This window comes from Sphingobium sp. B2, assembly GCF_007693735.1.
In the GTDB taxonomy this organism is placed as follows: domain Bacteria; phylum Pseudomonadota; class Alphaproteobacteria; order Sphingomonadales; family Sphingomonadaceae; genus Sphingobium; species Sphingobium xenophagum.
In genome coordinates, this window is the sequence record NZ_VDBZ01000002.1 from 530,870 (window position 1) to 549,291 (window position 18,422).

The following is an 18,422-nucleotide window of genomic DNA, read 5'->3' on the forward strand; positions in this document are numbered from 1 at the left end:
ATAAGTCGTCAGGCGGGTAGCAGGGCGCGATTGCCCTGTGCTTCGGCGCGGCCATGATCCACGACCGCCTCGCCTATCAACAATAGAGTCGGCTCCTTGTCGCTGACGGCCTGAACCAGGAAGGCGAGCGCGGAGAGTTTGCCCCGAATGAGTCGCTCGGTCGGCAGGGAGACGTTGACCGCGACCATGACCGGCGTGTCAGGGTGCCGCCCCGCATCGATCAGATTACGACTGATCTCGCTCGCCGCCGCGCGGCCCATGTAGATGCCAAGTGTCCCACTGCTCGCAAGCGCCTGCCAGTCAAGCGCGAGCGGCTCGCCAGCCATTAGATGGGCGGTCACCAGCGTCAACCCGCGCGCGACGCCGCGCAGCGTGAGTGACATATGGCCACTCGCTGCCGCTGCGCTCGCCGTGGTGATGCCGGGGCAGATATGGACAGGGATGCCTTGACGGCCCAGATGCGCCATTTCCTCAGCCGAGCGGCCAAAGATGGACGGATCGCCGCCCTTCAGTCGGACCACGCGCCGCCCCGCCTTCGCCGCCGCGAGCAGGAGGTGGTTGATGCTTTCCTGTGCCTTGCTGTGGCGGCCCGACCGCTTGCCGACACCCACCCGTTCCACGCCTGGCGGGATCAGGCCAAGCACCCCCGGCCCTACCAATGCATCGTAAAAGACGATGTCGGCAGCAGCGATCAGCCGTTCGGCCTTGCGGGTCAGGAGGTCTGGATCGCCAGGCCCCGCCCCCACCAGCCACACCTGTCCGGGCGCTATCGGGGAATCTGGCAAATCATTCAGCTGCATGAAGCGTCTCCTGTTGTGTCTGCGCCAATATGCTGGCCAGCGCGGGGCGGCATGACCCGCAATTGGTTCCTGCCCCTAAAGCTGCGCCGATCGCGGACACATCGACCAGACCCTGTTCACGAATGGCCGTGACGATCATGTTCAGGCCACTGTCGAAACAGACACAGATGATGGCTCCCTTATCGGGCTGGCTCCCCGGCCCGCGCGCCGCCAGCACCGATGCGCCGACTCCCTCGACCGCGAGTTGGCCGATCAGCCAGTCGCGGCTGGGCAATATGCCGTTACGGGTGACGATCAGTACGCCCGCCAGCCTGCCGTCGCGGATGATCGCGACGCGGCGGGTACCGCGCGCCCGATCGATCGCCTCGACCCGGTCACCCTTGGGCAAGCAGGCTTCCAGCCGTGCCGGATCGCCATTGCCCGCCACTTCGTAGAGCGCGCCGCCCGGCACGGTGATGCGCGTCGCCCACAGGCATGGCACGCGGACGGGTTCGGCCCCGCGCAGGATCAGAAAACCCTTCCATTCGGTGGCGAGCCTTTCGACCCGGACGGGGGTGGATTTGAACCCCGGCTGTCCCGAATGGGGATCGACCAAGGGGCGCGGCAGCAGGCCGGTGCGACCGCCGCTCGATTGCTGGTCGGTCCAGTGGATCGGCGTAAAGACTTCGCCGGGGCGCTGGCCATCGCTGATCCGCGCGCGGAACAGGCTTTCCCCCTGCGGCGTCGATACGCGGGCCAGATCACCATCGGCGATGCCCAGCCGAACGGCATCGTCTGCATGGATTTCGACCAGCGGCTCTTCCCGGTGTCGCGCGAGTTTGGGGCTTAGGCCCGTGCGGGTCATACTGTGCCACTGATCGCGGTAGCGCCCGGTGTTGAGCGTCATAGGCCAGTCCCTAAGCGGACCCTGCAGGTCCATTTGCGTCACCGGCACCAGCCGCGCCTTGCCATCGGGGGTCGAAAAGCGCCCGTCGGCAAAGGGCGTGTCGCCCCAGCGGAAGGGCTCCATCGCGTCATAGGCGTCATTGCCGATCGCCGCCTGAGCCCGCAGGTTCAGCAACCGCGCGCCATCATTCTGATAGGCAGTCAGCCGGGCATGTTCGCGCCAGATTTCGGCGGGACGATCATAGGCGAAGGCGTTGCGCCAGCCCATCCGGCGGGCAACCTGCGTCACGATCCACCAGTCGGGCCTGACCTCGCCGGGCTGCGGCATCAGCGCGCGCTGGCGGCTGATCGTGCGGTCGGAATTGGTGACAGTGCCATCCTTTTCACCCCAGGCCGCAGCAGGCAGGCGGACATGGGCGTGGACGGCAGTGTCGGTGGTGGCCATCACGTCCGACACGACCAGGAACGGCACCGTTTCCAGCGCTTCGCGGACGCGATTGGCGTCGGGCAATGAGACGGCAGGATTGGTCGCCATCACCCACAAAGCCTTGATCCGGCCTTCGTTGATGGCGCGGAACATGTCGACGACCTTAAGCCCCGGCTTGGTCGCCATGGTCGGCGCGGCCCAGAAACGCCCAACCCGCGCAACATTATCCGGTGCGAAATCCATATGCGCGGCCAGTGTCGAGGCCAGCCCGCCGACTTCGCGCCCGCCCATGGCGTTGGGCTGGCCAGTGATAGAGAAAGGCGCCGCGCCCGGCTTGCCAATGCGGCCCGTCGCCAGATGCACGTTCAGGATGGCGTTGACCTGATCCGTGCCACGGATCGACTGGTTAATTCCCTGGCTGAACAGGGTGACGGTGCGCGGCGTTGCAGCGAACAGCTCATAAAATTGCTGGAGCACGACGGGCGAGACATCGCAGGCCTTGGCCGTCGTCCACAGGTCATGGCCGGTGCGAATATGATCCCAGAAACCGTCGGGCACGCTGACGCTGTCGCACAGAAAGTCGGCGTCAATCAGCTTTGCCTGATCCATCCAGGCCAGCAGCCCGTTCATCAAAGCGACGTCGCTGCCGGGCCTGAGCGCGAGATGCAGGTCCGCGCCCTCGCAGCTTTCGGTGCGGCGCGGGTCTATCACCACCAGTTTCGTGCCGCGCGCGGCGCGGGCGGCCTGTATTCGCTGATAGACGATCGGGTGGCACCAGGCGGTGTTGGACCCGATGAGGACGATCAGGTCGGCTTTGTCCAGATCATCATAGCTGGCGGGCACCACATCTTCGCCGAAGGCTCGGTTGTGTCCCGCCACCGCGCTCGACATGCACAACCGGCTGTTGGTGTCGATATTGGCCGATCCGATAAAGCCCTTCATCAGCTTGTTGGCGACATAATAATCTTCGGTCAGTATCTGGCCGGAGACATAGAAGGCGACGCTGTCCGGCCCATGTCTGGCGATCGTGTCGCGGAACCGCTTGGCGACCAGATCCAGCGCCTTGTCCCAACTGGCCCGCCGGTCGCCGATCATCGGATGGAGCAGGCGGCCTTCAAGGCCGATCGTCTCGCCCAGATGCGTGCCCTTGGAACAGAGCTTGCCGCCATTGGCCGGATGCGCCTCATCCCCCCTGATCGTTACGGCGCGGCCGCCGGTCGGCGTCGCTGCGATGCCGCAGCCGACGCCGCAATAGGCGCAAGTGGTGCGGATCGCCTGACTCATCAGGCAGCCACCTTCGTCATTTCGGGCCGCGCGATCCATATACGGCCATCCTCCTGCTTCACCGCGATCGTCGGGGTGCAGCCCTTATCCTCGCCCTGCGCCTCGCCACTTTTCAGCGCGATGTTCCAGTTATGCAGCGGGCAGGCGACGCTGTGGCCATGGACGATACCCTGGCTCAGCGGCCCCTTTTTGTGCGGACATTCATTGACCAGTGCAAAAATCTGGTCGTCGCCGGTGCGGAATACGGCAATTTCTTTCTCGCCACCGATGTGAACGGTGCGGGCACCGCGCTGCGGAATGTCGGCCAGCGTGCCGATGTCGATCCAGTCGGTCATATGTCTCACTCCGCCGCGATGGAAATGGGGTCGAGATGCTGGTGAAGGTCGCTATGGACACCGGCTGCACGCTCCGCCCACGGATCATCCTGCATGAACTGCTGCGAAAACAGGAAGCGGGCGCGCAGCGCCTCGCGCCCGGCATCGTCCTCGACGATGCGCTGCTTTACATAGGCGATGCCAACCCGCTCGATCCACGGCGCGGTGCGCTCCAGATAGCGGGCTTCCTCGCGATACAACTGGGTGAAGGCGGCGCAATAATCGAGCGCTTCCTGTTCGGTCGCGACCTTGCACAGCAGGTCGGTGACGCGAACATGGATGCCGCCATTGCCGCCGACATGCAGTTCATAGCCTGAATCCACGCAGACGATGCCGAAATCCTTGATCGTCGCTTCCGCGCAATTGCGGGGGCAACCCGACACCGCAATCTTGAATTTGTGCGGCATCCACGACCCCCAGGTCATCCGTTCGGTCTTGACGCCTAGGCCGGTCGAATCCTGCGTACCAAAGCGGCACCATTCGGACCCGACACAGGTTTTGACGGTGCGCAGCGACTTGCCATAGGCATGGCCGGACACCATGCCTGCCGCGTTCAAGTCCGCCCAGACGGCGGGCAGATCTTCCTTCCTGATGCCAAAAATATCGAGCCGCTGGCCGCCGGTCACTTTGACCATCGGCGCGTCGTATTTTTCGACTACATCGGCAATCGCGCGCAATTCGCGCGGGTTGGTGAGGCCGCCCCACATGCGCGGGACGACCGAATATGTGCCGTCCTTCTGGATATTGGCGTGCATCCGTTCATTGACGAAACGGCTCTGCTGGTCATCGACATAAACGCCCGGCAGCGCACACAGCAGATAATAATTAAGTGCGGGGCGGCACGACGAACAGCCGTCGGGCGTCGACCAATGCAGCTTCTGCATCACTTCGGGGATCGAGCGGATATCCTGCGCCACGATTTCACGGCGGACATCGTCATGGCTGAAGCTCGTGCATTTGCACATCGTTTTGGGACCGGACTGCACCTCATCACCCAGCGTCAGCGCAAGGATATTTTCGACAATGCCGGTGCAACTGCCGCAACTGGCCGATGCCTTGCACCCTGCGCGGACCGCATCCAGGCTGCACGCGCCCTTTTCGATGCAGGCGACGACCTGGCCCTTGGAAACGCCGTTGCAGCCGCAAATCTCGGCATCTTCCGAGAGCGCTGCAACGGCCGCCTTAGGGTCCAGCGCGCCCCCTCCGGAGGCGAAGGCTTGGCCGAAGATCAGCAGGTCCCGAATGTCGGCGACATTTTCGCCGCGCTTCAACAGATCGAAATACCAGCCGCCATCCGCCGTGTCGCCATAGAGAACCGCGCTCACGACTTTGTCGTCTTTCACCACAACACGCTTATATATGCCGCGCGATGCGTCGCGCAGGACGATGTCCTCGCACCCCTCGCCGCCGGAAAAGTCGCCCGCGGAAAAAACATCCAGCCCCGCGACCTTCAGCTTGGTCGACGTGACGCTGCCCTTGTAGCCGCTGTGCCGGTCGGTCAGGCCATCGGCCAAGGCGCGGCACATATCCCACAGCGGCGCGACCAGGCCATAGACATTGCCGTCATGTTCGACGCACTCGCCCACAGCCAATATGGCGGCATCGCTGGTGACCATATGGTCGTCCACCTTGATGCCGCGCTCGACATCCAGCCCCGCATCGCGCGCCAGCGCGACCGACGGGCGAATGCCTACCGCCATTACGACCAGGCTGGCGGGGATTTGCGTACCATCCTTCAGGCGCACGCCCTCGACCTTGCCATCACCGTATATTTCGGCTGTGTCGGCACCAGTCAGGATCGTCTGGCCCCGCCCTTCCAACGCACTCTTGAGCAGCCAGGCCGCCGCTTCGTCGAGTTGCCGTTCCATCAGCGTGGGCATGATGTGCAGCACCGTCACCTTCATGCCGCGCAGGGTCAGGCCGTGCGCCGCTTCCAGCCCCAGCAGACCACCGCCGATGACCACGGCGTCACCGCCGCGATTGGCGGCATCAAGCATCGCATCGACATCCTTCATGTCGCGGAAACTGATGACGCCGGGCAGATCCTTGCCGGGCACCGGGATGATGAACGGGTCGGACCCCGTGGCAATCAACAGCCGGTCATAGCCGATGGTGCGACCTGACAGGCTGGTAACGGTCTTGCGCGCGCGGTCGATCGCCGACACCGGATCGGACGTGATCAGGGTGATGCCATGATCGTCATACCAGGCGCGGTCATTGATGATGATGTCCTGAAACGTCTTTTCCCCCGCCAGCACCGGGGACAGCATGATCCGGTTATAGTTCACGTGCGGTTCGGCGCCAAAGATGGTGACGCGGTAGCGCGCCGGGTCACGCGCCAGCAATTCCTCGACCGCTCGGCACCCGGCCATGCCATTCCCGACCACCACCAGATGTTCGCGCACATCGTCCATCGGGACGCCGATGTCGTCCCCGCTGTCCGTCACCGGACTTGAACCGCCCTGAAATTCCATCCTTGTCACTCCGGAAAACAAAAAAGCCGCCATCCTGACCCCCGGTAAGAACCGAAAGTCAGGATGGCGGCTTTGCCATCATATGCGCCTTGCCGATCCGCCTGTGGACCGCTTCGGCTATGGTAGGAAGGGCAGCATCGCCCTCTTGCGTTGCACCATAAACGGAATCGCCGATACGCTCAAGCGATTCCGTTCATGATCGATCAATAGGACCAATCAGCCTGAAACCACAATTTCTGCGTTTCCGTCGCCATGACCTTTGCATCATCGCGAGCGTAACGGACGGAGAGCGCCGTTTTCTTCAACTTCGCAGATGCAATAAGGTTGATCTCGTCGCCATAATGCTGGTCCAGCCGGTCGCTGTCGAACCGATGCCACACTGCCATCAATGCCGCACCGGAAAACGGGCCTAGCTGCTTCCAGCCGTAGCCAGCACCAACATAGATGTCGCGAATGCCGTTGCCTGGCGTCGTGAGGAATTTGTCGGCCCAGCCCTGAAATTTGAAATTGGTACCAAGTGGCGTCTGGAAACTGGTCAACGCAGCGCCGCTACTCGCGCCCAGGACTTCGTAACCAGCGTTGAGTTTCCAGCCCTTCACGTCCAGCGTCGCATCGGCCAGCCAATAATCCGCGCTGTAGTTATTGGGGTTGGCGTGATGGTCGGCCTGCTTGGCATAGCTCAGCTGATAGGAGAGTTTCGCCGCCTTGGACAAAGGCTGCGTCCCTGCCAGCCGCACGCCATAGGTCTGGCTGGACAGGCGGAATGCCTGCATCGCCGCTTCATCCTGATCGACCAGATAGGCAAAGCCGCTCAGCGTCCCGACCGGCGTGACATAGGACAGGTTGGCGAAGATATTGTCGCCGCTCACCGCCTGCTGCCGCGCACCCTTGCCCTGGAAACCCCAGATGGTGCGCACGCTCCACGCATAGGACAGGTCCAGTTTCAGCCCCTGCGCGGGGGTCAGTTCCATCCGCATCGCGTCGAATGTCTGGCCATTGTTGCGGAACGCGACATTGCCGACAAACCGTTCGTCGTCCAGCGCGACCCGCTGCCGACCGCCGGTCAGCGTGACCAGCTTGGTCTTGTATTGAAGCTGGGCGATATAAAGCGCGACATTCTCTGGATCGGCTATGATCGGCCGCGTCGCCGCCCCGTTCAGCCCATCATAATATCTGTCGACCACCGCCAGATTGCCCTGCCCGATGACTGTTGCGCTCAGCGCCCCGCTGGTCGCGACCAGCCCGGCACGGGCGCGGATGGTCAGCGCATCGGACTTGTCTATTGTCAACCCTTCCTGATCGGCATGTTCGTAACGCAGGCGTGCTTCGGCCACCGGCTTGATCCTGATGTCCTGGGCCTGGGCCGCGGACATGACGGTCCCTGCGGCGGCCGATATGGCCGCCGTCGCAATCATATATTTCATGGATGCCATCCCCCCTCGGATGATGGTGCGACCAGTATAAGGGGGCGGCCTTCCATGAAGGTCCGCCCCCTCCCCTCCAAACGTCAGCTCAGATGCGGGCGCCCGTGCTCCATGTCGCGCGCCACCGGGCCTTGACCAGCGCCAGCCCCGCAAAGGCGATCACCGCCAACCCCGCAAAGATCAGGAAACCGGCCGAAAAGCTGCCGGTCAGTTGCTTGGCAAAGCCCAGCGAACTGGCGAGATAGAATCCGCCAATGCCGCCTGCCATGCCGACGAGGCCGGTCATCACGCCGATTTCCGCCTGAAACCGCTGCGGCACCAACTGGAATACCGACCCGTTGCCCGTGCCGAGCGCCAGCATGGCGATGACGAACAGGCCCAGCGCAGCGCCCAGCGTGGTGGCGAAGGCAACCCCCGCCAGTGCAATCGCGGCGACGATATAGACCATCATCAGCGCCTTGACGCCGCCAATCCTGTCAGCCAGCGCGCCACCCAGCGGACGGACCAGCGATCCGGCGAACACGCAACCCGCGGTGCAATAGCCCGCCATCACCGGAGTCAGGCCGAACTGGTCGGTGAAATAGATCGGCAGGCTGGCGGCAAGGCCGACGAACCCGCCGAAAGTGACGGCATAGAAGGCCATCAGCAGCCAGGCGTCGGCCTGTTTGAGCGGCTGGAAATAATCGACCATCTTCTTGGCCGGGGGCGCATTGGGCGCGTCCTTCGCCATGATCATGTAGATGACAAAGACGATGCTGAGCGGGATGCAGGCAAGGCCCAGCACGGCGTTCCAGCCGAACAATTTGGCCAGGCCCGGCGCGAACAAGGCGGCCAGCACGGTACCCGAATTGCCCATGCCGGCCAGACCCATCGCCTTGCCCTGATGTTCGGCGGGATACCAACGGCTGGCGAGCGGCAATGCGATTGCGAAGCTTGCCCCGGCAAAACCCAGCACTACGCCCAGCGCCAGCGTGCCTTCAAAGCTGTTGATGCCCAGCGCCCAGGCGGTGAACAGGCCGATGATGACAATGACCTGACTGATCGCGCCAGACAATTTCGGGCCGATCCGGTCGACCAGCAGGCCGTTGACCACGCGCAGCAGCGCGCCCATCAGCGTCGGCGTGGCGACCATCAGCCCCTTTTCAGCGGGCGTCAGCATCAGCGTCTTGGCGATCATCGGGGCAAGCGGCCCCAACAGTACCCACACCATGAAGGCCAGGTCAAAATAAAGAAATGCCGCGATCAGGGTCGGCGTGTGGCCGGCCTTCCAGAAGCTGGTCGTGGCGACGGGTTGCTGCCCTTCGCCCTCCCGGTCCCAATATGCAGTTGCCATGATAGGTCACCCCCAGGTTCGAAAATGAACAAAAAAAGCCGCAGGCCGGACGTTTCCCGATGGGACGTCCGGTCAGCGGCTTTGCTGTGTGATAGATCGGAATGGCGGTCCCGACCTTGGGATGACGCATTCCTGTTCAACGCGCATCGTCGCGCGGTTACAATCTTATCTCGCGATTCGCGTCATGTTGCAAGGCACAATTTTTCGCCGGAAATCAACGCAGCGGCGCAAAACCGCTCAGAAATTCGTCGATTCGTTCGGGGTCAAACACCCGCTTGTCAAAGAAGCTGTCCGGCCCCAGCGTCAGTTCGCCCCGGCGCGATCCGACCGCCAGCGGCGCGGCGACCGCCCCTTCCAGCTTCATGCTGGCGCCGGGCATCGGCACATTGCTGTCGGCCAGCGCGCGGCGGAATATGTCGGGGCGGAACACGGCCCCGGCCCGCGCCGCCATATCCGGATCATGATCGACCATGCCCCAACGCACCAGCTGCGAATAGATCCACAACGCCTGACTGCGCCAGGGAAAGGGCGTTGCTTCCCGCCCGAACAGCATGAAATCGGGACTGACGATCGAGGGTTCGCCAGCCCGCGCGACAAGCGTGCCGGAGAGGGCGCGATCGATCAGATAGGCGGGCTGGTCGACATAATCCGGTCGGGCCAGCAAATGCGTCAGGTCGTCGCGGTGCGCTGGATCATCGCACCATGCCGCCGCCCGCACTAGCGCGCGCAACAGTCGGTCGACGGTTTGCGGATTCTCCTCCAGCCAGGATTCGCGGAAGGCCAGCACCTTTTCGACGCCGCGCCGCCAGATGCGTTCACCGATCGCCACGGTTTCAGCGAGGCCCGCTTCCACCGCCGCGCTGCCCCACGGTTCGCCCGCGATGAAACCGTCTATCTCGCCCGCGTGCATCGCCTCGACCGTCAGTGACGGCGGCAGAACGCGCAGCACGACATCGCGATCCGGGTCCACGCCCGCGCTCGCCAGCCAATAGCGCAGCATGATCGCATGGCTCGAAAAGCGGTGGACGACGCCAATCACGGGCTTACGCCGCCAACGGCCGATCGCGGCGGCAAAATCATGCGCGGTGCCCAGCGGATCGGCCAGACGGCTGGCGATGACCGGCTCCAGCGCCTTGGCGAAATCGCAGGCCATGACCAGCATATTGCCGTTGACGTTCAGCTTATAAGGCGCAGCCAGAGCGGCGGGCTGCTGGCTCAGCCCCAACGTCACCGCTACGGCCAGCGGCGCCAGCATATGCGCGGCCTGCACCTGGCCAAAGACCAGCCGGTCGCGCAGCGTCGCCCAACTGGTTGTGCGCACGAGATCAAGGGCAATCCCCTCCTCCTCGGCAAAACCCCTTTCCCGCGCCGCCACCAAGACGGCGGCATCGGTCAGCGGCAGGAAGGCGATGCGCAGCCCTGTCGTCATAGTCCTCCTCCCAACAGGTCGCTGGCGGTAATCAGCGCCTGCGCCACTTCCACGATTTTCTTGCCCTGATTCATCGCTGCCGTCCGCAGCAGCGCATAGGCATCCTGCTCGCTCAGCGACCGCTGGTTCATCAGGATGGACTTGGCGCGGTCGATGATCTTGCGGTCGGACAGGGCGCTGCGCGCCTCTTCCAGTTCGCTCTGGATCTTGGCAAAGGCGTTGAAGCGCCGCACCGCCAGTTCCAGCACCGGCTTGACCCGCTCCTTGCGCAATCCGTCGACGACATAGGCCGACACGCCCGCGTCGATCGCCGCGCCGATCATCGCCTCGTCCGACTGGTCCACGAACATGGCGATCGGCCGGGCAAGCGCACGGCTGACCGTCAGCATCTCCTCCAGCGTATCGCGACTGGGGCTGCCAAGGTCCATCAGAACCACATCGGGGGCCATGCGTTCGAGGCGCGCGACAAAGCCGCCGCGCGGCGGGACGATATGAATATCGTCATAGCCCGCTTCGTGCAGCCCCTCTTCGAGGACGCTGGCCCGCAGCCCGCTGTCATCAATGATCACGATTCGCATGGAGCTGACTCGCCGGACATGGGGACGGCAGGTCGGGCAACGGCAAGGCAAGGTCAAGAGGAGAAGCCACGGATGCGCAGCTTGACTTCACCTTACCAGAATATAACGTTATCTCATATCTGATCGGAGACGTGTGTCGCGAGCGGCGGCTTTGTTCTTTTGCCACGCCCTGGCGGTTTCCCGTCATTCAGCGGTCGCATCCCAAGATATGGAAAGTCCACTTTCCCGGCGGCTCACGAGCACCAGCCGCCATTCTTCTATACGATCGACGAGGCTCAACGACCAACAATGATGCCAGAGGCAAAATTTTAATCAGGATCGATGCTGGCCGCTGGTCGTTGACGAAATGCAGTTAAATTCGGGGGCGTTTATGGCCGATCTTGTGAAGACCTTTTTCAAGGCCGCTCGATTGGCGCGCAAGGGACGCCCGATCTCTGCGGCCCTGGCGATGAGCGATAGCGTCACCCCATCGGTCCGCCCGGCTCGCAAGCGGGCCAAGAAGGCCAAGCAAGCCTCGCCACGGAAGGCGGTGCCGGTCTTGCCCCGCCCCGCACCGGGCAGCTTCATCACGCAAGAGTTCCACTGCAAGCACGGCACGTTGGCTTATAAGTTTTACACTCCGCACGGTTCGGCTCGTCGACGCATGCCGCTCGTGGTGATGCTGCACGGCTGCTCGCAATCGGCTGCGGATTTCGCTGCCGGCACGGGCATGAACGCGCTCGCCGACGAACTTGGTTTCCTCGTGCTATATCCCCAGCAGTCTCAACGCGCGAACCTGGCGCGCTGCTGGAACTGGCACAATCCCGCTCATCAAAAACGCGGTCGCGGAGAACCGGCGGTCATCGCCGCCCTCACCCGCCACGCAATGGCCCTTGGCCGTGCCAATCCAGCCCGCATCTATGTTGCCGGGCTATCGGCAGGCGGTGCAGAGGCTGCCATCCTCGCAGCAGCCTATCCTGACATCTTTGTTGCAGTTGGCATCCATTCAGGCGTGGCGCATGAGGATGTCCAGTCCCTGCAAGGCGCGATTGCCGCCATGCGCGGCGATACGCGGCCTCGTCCGACAGGAAAGGTCCGGCGGCCTTTGCCGACGATCGTGTTCCATGGCGACCGTGATCGCGTGGTACACCCTTCCAATGCTGGCGCGTTTCTGCGCGATCTCGAACGCTCCAACCCTGGCCAACTTGTCACTAAATCCGTGTCTGGCCGTTCACAAGGCGGCCGGGAATTTACGCGCAGGATCCACAGATCAATGGCCGGGACCGTGCTGCTAGAGGACTGGACGGTCCATGGCGGGGGCCATGGCTGGTCGGGAGGACGCGGCGGCTCCTTCACCGATCCGGCAGGGCCTGATGCATCCAGGGCCATGCTAGACTTCTTCCTCGCCATTCGACGCAGGCCTTAAAATGACGTTTTTCTGCCGATTATCGCCCAAATTCCTGTCACCAAATGCAGTCCTTCCGCTTAGCTGGACCGGAGCGTGCTTGCCGACGATCTCTACATTCCATTCGGGGAAGTGCGGCTCGTTCGCTGGAGGCTTTGCGGGCTTGTTCAGTTCGATTGGAATCCATGTATGACCAATGTTCAACCCTCCATCGATCTCGATCGTCTCAGGCACATTATCGGCAGCCTGAGCGAAGGCGTAATCCTGGTAGATGCCAACCAGGCCATCATATGGGCGAACGAGGCAGCGCTTCGGATGCACGGCGTCGATGACCTGAGCGGACTTGGAAAGGATGTCGACGATTACAGGGAGCGCTTCCAGTTGCGGTATCGCAACAAGCATAGACTGGGAGAAGGCGATTATCCGATCGACCGCGTCATTGCTGGAGAAGCCTTTGATGAGGTCATCGTGGAAGTCATCCCGCGAAATGAGGAGGAGCCGCGATGGATTCACCAGATTCGCAGCCTTATCCTCACCGATGGAGACGGCAATCCTGACCTTCTCGTGCTTGTCATCCAGGATGTGTCGCTGCGTTTCGAGGCGGAGCAGCGCTTTGAACAGACATTCAATGTCAATCCTGCGCCTGCCGTCATCATGCGGCTGGCCGACCAGCGCTATGTGAAGGTCAATCAGGGCTTTGTGGACCTCACAGGTTATCAGAAGGATGAGGTTCTTGGTCGCAGCCTCTACGAAATCGATATCCTCAAGGACGCGGAAAATCTCGACGCGGCCAAGGACAGGCTACGCGAAGGGCGGACCGTCCCGCAAATGCAGGCGGATATCGAGCTGCCCGACGGCGGACGCAAGCTGGTGATCGTTGCCGGACAACCCGTCGAACTGGATGACGAGCCATGCATGCTCTTTTCCTTCGCAGATCTTGAGCCGCGCAGGCAGGCGGAGAACGAATTGCGGCACAGCGAGGAGCGGTTCGTCACGACGTTCCGTCTGGCGCCGATAGCAATGGCGATCACGACCTGCGACGAGGGCACATTATGTGACACCAACGACGCTTTCCACCAGCTTACCGGCTGGTCATCGGACGAGGCCATGGGCAAGACCATGCAGGCGCTCAATCTGTGGAAGGATGCGACCTTCCTGGACACAGCTGCGGAAGAGCTGGACGAACGGACGGCCTTTCGCGGCAAGGATGCAACGGTGCGCACGCAGGAAGGCGGCTTGACGGAATGCCTCGTCTCGGCCGCCTCCATCTCGCTGCGACGGGACACCTGCATCTTGTGGGTTATCCAGGACATTCATCAACGGCGTCATAGCGAACTGGAACTGATCGGGGCGATTGAAGCGGTGATGAAGGACACCAATTGGTTCAGTCGAACCGTCGTCGAAAAGCTTGCCAATTTGCGAGCGCCGCATGGCGCCCCTCGCCCGGTCGAGACCAGTGAACTTACGCGGCGGGAGAAGGATGTGTGACGACAGTTATGTTGGCCGCCTGACGACAAACGAGATGGCCGGATCGTGATACATTTGTGTCAGCTTTGCCCCCTGCGATCGCAGGGGGCAAAGCTGATGCCAGGTGAGTGGATCACGGACCGCCAGTACAGGCGGTATATGGAACGTAAACAGCAGGGTGACACGCAGGTCCTGGCGGCGAGCCGGGCAGGGATTAGTGAACGCAGCGCGCGCCGGATCAGCGCGGCAGCATCATTACCAAGCCAGTGTCGCAAAGCGCGTGGACGGACGCGGCTAGACCCGCTTGCGGATGTGTGGGACGAGATTGTCGTGCCGATGCTGCGCCAGGTGCCAATGCTTCGTGCAACGAGCGTGATGGAGGAGCTGGATCGTGAACATCCTGGTCGGCTGCATGAGCGTCATCTACGCACCTTGCAGCGACGGATTGCGACCTGGCGCGCGAGCGAAGGTCCTGAACGCGAAGTCATCTTCCGGCAGGAGCATCCGCCTGGTTATCAGTCGCTATGTGATTTTACCGAGCCGGCAGATTTCGACGTAACTATCGACGGCTTGCCGTTTGATCATCTGCTTTTCCATTTCTGGCTGGCCTTTTCAGGCTGGCAGTATGTCAAGGTGCTCGAAGGCGGCGAGAGCTTTACCGCGCTTACCGAAGGGATGCAGGAGGCGCGTTGGCAGTTGGGCGGCACGCCAGCGACCAACCGCACCGATCGCTTGTCGGCAGCGTACCGCAACCTTTCCCCGCACGATGACGCTGCAGCCGGGTACCAGGCATTTTGTGACCATTACGGCATCGAGCCGACCCGCAACAATGCCGGCGTCAGCCATGAGAACGGTTCGGTCGAGGCCGCGCATGGCCATCTCAAGCGGTCACTGCGCGAAGGGCTGGCCTTGCGCGGATCGCGTGATTTTGCCGATGTCGCTGCCTATCAGGCCTTCATCAGCGAGCATGTGGCTCGGCGCAATGCGCGCCGTCGTGGAGAGGTTGCGCTCGAGTTGGCGCAGATGAAGCCGCTGCCCAGCTTCAAGACGACAGACTTCAGCCTGGCAACCGTGACCGTGACGCGAACGTCGACGATCGCTGTACGCGATGTCCTCTATACGGTGCCCTCTCGCTTGATTGGCTCCCGGCTGCGGGTTCATATCTATGACGGTCGGCTCGTTTGCTATCTGGGCAACACACAAGTGCTGACACTGCCGCGACGCCGGCGTAACGCGCAGGGGCCAACCCATGTGGTCGATTATCGCCACATCATTGGGTCACTCGTCAAAAAGCCGCAGGCATTTCGCCGCTCGGTGCTGCGCGATGGCATGTTCCCGCGCGAGGTCTTTCGCCGCACCTGGGATATCCTTGATGCAACGCTGGAGCCTCGGCGCGCCTGTCGCGTCTATGTCGGCCTGTTGCATCTGGCAGCGACGCATGCCTGCGAAGCGCTGCTTGCCGATCATCTCGAGGCCGTACTGGCGGCAGGTGACTTGCCCGATGTCGAGGTCGCGCGAGCCGCTGTGGCGCCACCGCCAAGCGCATCGCCTGATGTCAGCATCAAGCAGACTGACCTGACCATCTATGATTCTCTCTTCCAGCATCAGGAGACCCCCGATGTCCAAGCCTTCTAATGACATTATGATCGACGCCGCCCGCCTTCCAGTGATGTTGTCGAGCCTACGGCTGCCAAGCTTTGGTCAGCACTGGCAGGGCTTTGCCGCACGCGCAGACCGCGAAGACTGGGGCGCTGCCCGGTATCTGGCAGCATTATGCGAACATGAGATCGCCGATCGTGATGCCCGTCGTATCGCCCGACACCTGGCAGAGGCGGGCTTGCCACGAGGCAAGACTTTCTCGACCTTTGATTTTGCCGCTGTCCCTACCATTCGCAAAGCCCATGTCATGGCGCTCGCCGATGGCGACGCCTGGCTCGACCAAGGCGCCAATATCCTGTGTTTTGGTCCCTCGGGCACCGGCAAGAGCCACGCGGCAGCCGCAATCGGGCATGCGCTCGTCGAGGGTGGCCGCCGGGTTCTGTTCATTCGTACCACCGACATGGTCCAGAAGCTCCAGGCTGCGCGGCGCGACCTGTCGCTGCCGGCCATGATCGCCAAGTTCGATCGGTTCGACTGCTTGATCCTCGATGATCTTGGCTATGCCAGCAAGGATCAGGCCGAGACCAGTGTCCTGTTCGAGCTCATCGCCGAACGCTATGAACGCCGATCGCTCATCGTCACCTGCAACCAGCCTTTCTCAGAATGGGGGCAGATTTTTCCAAACGCCGCCATGACGATCGCTGCCGTCGACCGCCTCGTCCATCATGCCACCATCCTCGAGTTCAACGCCGAGAGCTATCGCCGCCGGACGGCCGCCAAAAATGCCCAGCTCACACCGTAAGTGTCGCGGACTGTGTCGCAGGGTAATTGTCGTCGACAGTTGTCGTCGCGCCAGCATCGCGTCATGCTATTGCCATGTTCGCACCCGACGACATCATCATCCAGGCCGATATCCATATTGTCGATATCCAGCCTGTCATCAGCCGCCGGTTCGAGCTTCCCGGCAACCTCAACCTGGCTCAGCTCCATGAGGTGATACAGGCCTCGTTCGAATGGACCGACAGCCACCTTCATCAGTTCGATATCGGCGGCCTGACTTATGGTGCTCCCGAGTTCGACGAAGGAGACTGGTCTGATCGTCGCACCTTCGAAGCAAGCGACGTCCGCCTGTGTGACTTTGCAACCTATGGTCCAGCGCCGCTCATCATCTTCTACGAATATGATTTCGGCGACAGCTGGATGCATGTCATCGAACTCACCCGCAAAGCAAAAGAACCAGGCGTCAAATATCCGCGCTGTGTCGCCGGATCGCGCCGCGCGCCGCCCGAGGACGTCGGAGGCCCCTCTGGCTACTTCGATTTTCTCGAAGCTTGGCACGACACCCGCCACCAAGACCATAAAGATATGCGTCGATGGGCTGGAAGGACCTTCAACCCCGAACGCTTCAACCTCGACGTCAACAATAAGGCCATCGCCAAAGCCATCAGGCATTCAAAAGGCAGCTATCGCTTTCGTTTCGAACCATGAAATCCGGCCATCTCGTTTGTCGTCACCCGGCTACCGAATTTGTCGTTGCACAGAAGGAAGTGCTCAGCCGCTTGTGCGAAGGCGGTGATGACACGGTCATTGCCAGGGAGATGGGTGTTTCGCGCAACACGCTCCGCAACCATGTGGCACGCGTCTATGCCAAGATTGGGGTCAACCGACGTGCCCAGGCCGTGTTGTGGGCGCGGGAGCGCGGCTATCCGCTGAAGCTGCCGATAAACTGACTTATTGGTGCAGAACTACTATACGATTTGGTATTTCCATATCTGCCACGCTTAGGCTGCCTACCCTATTTCTCCATCATCGGCGCCGCTTTGGCGCGCCATGACGATGGAGGATCATATGAACGAGAACCGGATCAAGGGCGATGTGCGCCAAGTGAAGGGATCGATCAAGGAAGCGATCGGCAAGATCACTGGCGACCGTAAAACGCAGGCGGAAGGTGCTGCGGAAAAGATGAGCGGCAAGGCGCAGGCGAGCGCGGCCGAAACGATCGAGGCCGCCATCAAAACGCTGAAGAACAAGTAAGCGCCGCTTCTATCCCCCTCCCCTAATGATCAAAGAACAGGAGGCTTCCATGGCAACGACCATGAACGATCCGCATTTCGACGTCCGCGTCACCCCGCGCATGAGTTGGTCGGCGCTGCTCGTCGGCACCGTTGTCGCACTCTCGATCGAATTGATGCTGGGCTTGCTGGGTGCAGGCATCGGTTTTTCGAGCCTGGATCCAGCTGGCAATGATGGACCCAGCGCCGGCAGCCTGGGTATCGGCGCCATCATCTGGTGGACGCTGAGCACGATGATAGCGCTGGGCGCAGGCGCCTTAGTCGCCGCCACAATCTCTCATACACGGCGTCCGATTGACGGCGTCCTGCACGGCATCGCCATTTGGGGTCTAACCCTGCTGCTGACCTTCTACCTGCTCAGCTCCGCGATCGGCGGCCTGGTGGGTGGCGCATTCCGTACTGTGGGTAGCCTCGCCACCGCAGCAACGACCGGCGCGAGCGTCATTACGCCCACCGTGGCCAAGGCCGCAGGCATCGACAAGGCCGATATCGATGCGCAGGTCAGCGCATTGCTGGACGACGCCCCCGATAACCCCGCGCAGATGACGCCGGAGCAGAGCCGCAAGGCGATCGTCGCCGAACTCCCCGGCATGGCGCGCGGCGGCGCGGAAGGCCAGGAAGCGGAAAATCGGATCGCGGCGATTATCGCGGTCCAGCAAAAGATCAGTGAAAGTGATGCCCGCGCCAAGGTGGAAAAAGCCCGGCAGGACTTTCTCTCCGCCAAGAGGAGTGCCGTAGACACCGCGATCGACGCAGGAACGAAGGGTGCAGACTATGCTGCAGGTACCGCTTTCGCAGTGTTTCTCATCATGCTGCTTGGTGCGGGCACGGCCGCAGCGGGGGGTGTCGTCGCGACCCGGCGTAACCTCTAACCGATCCAACCATCCTTAAA

General features: G+C 62.2%; 16 protein-coding genes. 8 read left to right on the forward strand and 8 right to left on the reverse strand.

The genetic code is table 11. The annotated features are described in order from the left end of the window. Positions 1 to 8: 8 nt before the first annotated feature. From cobA to FE851_RS18105, 8 genes are all read right to left on the reverse strand, one after another. Complete coding sequence (cobA, locus tag FE851_RS18070; RefSeq protein ID WP_145205469.1) at positions 9 to 800, reverse strand: uroporphyrinogen-III C-methyltransferase; 792 nt, start codon at positions 798 to 800, stop codon at positions 9 to 11. After that, positions 787 to 3,396, reverse strand: a complete 2,610-nt coding sequence (locus FE851_RS18075) for a nitrate reductase (protein ID WP_145205472.1) — start codon at positions 3,394 to 3,396, stop codon at positions 787 to 789. Before FE851_RS18075 ends, cobA begins: the two co-directional genes overlap by 14 nt. Continuing rightward, positions 3,396 to 3,731: a nitrite reductase small subunit NirD gene (gene nirD / locus FE851_RS18080; protein WP_145205475.1), complete on the reverse strand. Its 336-nt coding sequence runs from the start codon at positions 3,729 to 3,731 to the stop codon at positions 3,396 to 3,398. Before nirD ends, FE851_RS18075 begins: the two co-directional genes overlap by 1 nt. Before the next feature lie 5 nt (positions 3,732 to 3,736). Continuing rightward, positions 3,737 to 6,244: a nitrite reductase large subunit NirB gene (nirB, locus tag FE851_RS18085; protein WP_145205478.1), complete on the reverse strand. Its 2,508-nt coding sequence runs from the start codon at positions 6,242 to 6,244 to the stop codon at positions 3,737 to 3,739. A gap of 203 nt (positions 6,245 to 6,447) precedes the next feature. After that, entirely contained in the window at positions 6,448 to 7,668 is a 1,221-nt protein-coding gene (locus FE851_RS18090) for an alginate export family protein (protein WP_145205481.1), read from the reverse strand. Positions 7,669 to 7,756: 88 nt separating this feature from the next. Then, positions 7,757 to 9,001: a nitrate/nitrite transporter gene (locus tag FE851_RS18095; RefSeq protein ID WP_019052798.1), complete on the reverse strand. Its 1,245-nt coding sequence runs from the start codon at positions 8,999 to 9,001 to the stop codon at positions 7,757 to 7,759. A 214-nt stretch (positions 9,002 to 9,215) separates the two neighbouring features. Then, entirely contained in the window at positions 9,216 to 10,430 is a 1,215-nt protein-coding gene (locus tag FE851_RS18100; protein ID WP_145205484.1) for an ABC transporter substrate-binding protein, read from the reverse strand. Next, on the reverse strand, positions 10,427 to 11,008 hold the full coding sequence (locus tag FE851_RS18105) for an ANTAR domain-containing response regulator (RefSeq protein ID WP_017182451.1): 582 nt from the start codon (positions 11,006 to 11,008) through the stop codon (positions 10,427 to 10,429). The genes FE851_RS18100 and FE851_RS18105 overlap by 4 nt, the downstream gene beginning before the upstream one ends. Positions 11,009 to 11,378: 370 nt before the next feature. Here FE851_RS18105 and FE851_RS18110 point away from each other — a divergent pair, with 370 nt between their 5' ends. The 8 genes from FE851_RS18110 to FE851_RS18145 all read left to right on the forward strand — a co-directional run bounded on the left by FE851_RS18110 (position 11,379) and on the right by FE851_RS18145 (position 18,402). Then, complete coding sequence (locus FE851_RS18110; RefSeq protein WP_261371054.1) at positions 11,379 to 12,413, forward strand: alpha/beta hydrolase family esterase; 1,035 nt, start codon at positions 11,379 to 11,381, stop codon at positions 12,411 to 12,413. A 168-nt stretch (positions 12,414 to 12,581) separates the two neighbouring features. Continuing rightward, positions 12,582 to 13,880 (forward strand): PAS domain-containing protein, encoded by a 1,299-nt coding sequence (locus tag FE851_RS18115; protein ID WP_261371055.1) that lies wholly within the window; start codon positions 12,582 to 12,584, stop codon positions 13,878 to 13,880. Between the two features lie 138 nt (positions 13,881 to 14,018). Further along, positions 14,019 to 15,494 carry an IS21 family transposase gene (istA, locus tag FE851_RS18120; RefSeq protein ID WP_145205490.1) on the forward strand — a complete coding sequence of 492 codons (1,476 nt, stop codon included), beginning with the start codon at positions 14,019 to 14,021 and terminating at the stop codon, positions 15,492 to 15,494. Next, a complete protein-coding gene (gene istB, locus FE851_RS18125) occupies positions 15,478 to 16,260 on the forward strand; it encodes an IS21-like element helper ATPase IstB (protein ID WP_145202331.1) in 783 nt (260 codons plus the stop codon). The genes istA and istB overlap by 17 nt, the downstream gene beginning before the upstream one ends. 74 nt (positions 16,261 to 16,334) lie before the next feature. Beyond that, complete coding sequence (locus FE851_RS18130) at positions 16,335 to 16,946, forward strand: plasmid pRiA4b ORF-3 family protein (RefSeq protein WP_145202334.1); 612 nt, start codon at positions 16,335 to 16,337, stop codon at positions 16,944 to 16,946. Continuing rightward, the gene (locus FE851_RS18135) at positions 16,943 to 17,188 is read left to right on the forward strand and encodes a response regulator transcription factor (protein ID WP_261371056.1); all 246 of its coding nucleotides are present in this window, start codon (positions 16,943 to 16,945) and stop codon (positions 17,186 to 17,188) included. Before FE851_RS18130 ends, FE851_RS18135 begins: the two co-directional genes overlap by 4 nt. Positions 17,189 to 17,306: 118 nt before the next feature. Further along, positions 17,307 to 17,492: a CsbD family protein gene (locus tag FE851_RS18140; RefSeq protein WP_107125991.1), complete on the forward strand. Its 186-nt coding sequence runs from the start codon at positions 17,307 to 17,309 to the stop codon at positions 17,490 to 17,492. A 49-nt stretch (positions 17,493 to 17,541) separates the two neighbouring features. After that, entirely contained in the window at positions 17,542 to 18,402 is an 861-nt protein-coding gene (locus FE851_RS18145) for a hypothetical protein (protein ID WP_261371057.1), read from the forward strand. The last annotated feature ends 20 nt before the right edge of the window (positions 18,403 to 18,422 follow it).

What these genes read in the sequence shown, in the direction of transcription:
- cobA (WP_145205469.1), bottom strand. Translation starts at nt 800, where the DNA reads ATGCAGCTGAATGATTTGCCAGATTCCCCGATAGCGCCCGGACAGGTG.
- FE851_RS18075 (WP_145205472.1), bottom strand. Translation starts at nt 3,396, where the DNA reads ATGAGTCAGGCGATCCGCACCACTTGCGCCTATTGCGGCGTCGGCTGC.
- nirD (WP_145205475.1), bottom strand. Translation starts at nt 3,731, where the DNA reads ATGACCGACTGGATCGACATCGGCACGCTGGCCGACATTCCGCAGCGC.
- nirB (WP_145205478.1), bottom strand. Translation starts at nt 6,244, where the DNA reads ATGGAATTTCAGGGCGGTTCAAGTCCGGTGACGGACAGCGGGGACGAC.
- FE851_RS18090 (WP_145205481.1), bottom strand. Translation starts at nt 7,668, where the DNA reads ATGAAATATATGATTGCGACGGCGGCCATATCGGCCGCCGCAGGGACC.
- FE851_RS18095 (WP_019052798.1), bottom strand. Translation starts at nt 9,001, where the DNA reads ATGGCAACTGCATATTGGGACCGGGAGGGCGAAGGGCAGCAACCCGTC.
- FE851_RS18100 (WP_145205484.1), bottom strand. Translation starts at nt 10,430, where the DNA reads ATGACGACAGGGCTGCGCATCGCCTTCCTGCCGCTGACCGATGCCGCC.
- FE851_RS18105 (WP_017182451.1), bottom strand. Translation starts at nt 11,008, where the DNA reads ATGCGAATCGTGATCATTGATGACAGCGGGCTGCGGGCCAGCGTCCTC.
- FE851_RS18110 (WP_261371054.1), top strand. Translation starts at nt 11,379, where the DNA reads ATGGCCGATCTTGTGAAGACCTTTTTCAAGGCCGCTCGATTGGCGCGC.
- FE851_RS18115 (WP_261371055.1), top strand. Translation starts at nt 12,582, where the DNA reads ATGACCAATGTTCAACCCTCCATCGATCTCGATCGTCTCAGGCACATT.
- istA (WP_145205490.1), top strand. Translation starts at nt 14,019, where the DNA reads ATGGAACGTAAACAGCAGGGTGACACGCAGGTCCTGGCGGCGAGCCGG.
- istB (WP_145202331.1), top strand. Translation starts at nt 15,478, where the DNA reads ATGTCCAAGCCTTCTAATGACATTATGATCGACGCCGCCCGCCTTCCA.
- FE851_RS18130 (WP_145202334.1), top strand. Translation starts at nt 16,335, where the DNA reads ATGTTCGCACCCGACGACATCATCATCCAGGCCGATATCCATATTGTC.
- FE851_RS18135 (WP_261371056.1), top strand. Translation starts at nt 16,943, where the DNA reads ATGAAATCCGGCCATCTCGTTTGTCGTCACCCGGCTACCGAATTTGTC.
- FE851_RS18140 (WP_107125991.1), top strand. Translation starts at nt 17,307, where the DNA reads ATGAACGAGAACCGGATCAAGGGCGATGTGCGCCAAGTGAAGGGATCG.
- FE851_RS18145 (WP_261371057.1), top strand. Translation starts at nt 17,542, where the DNA reads ATGGCAACGACCATGAACGATCCGCATTTCGACGTCCGCGTCACCCCG.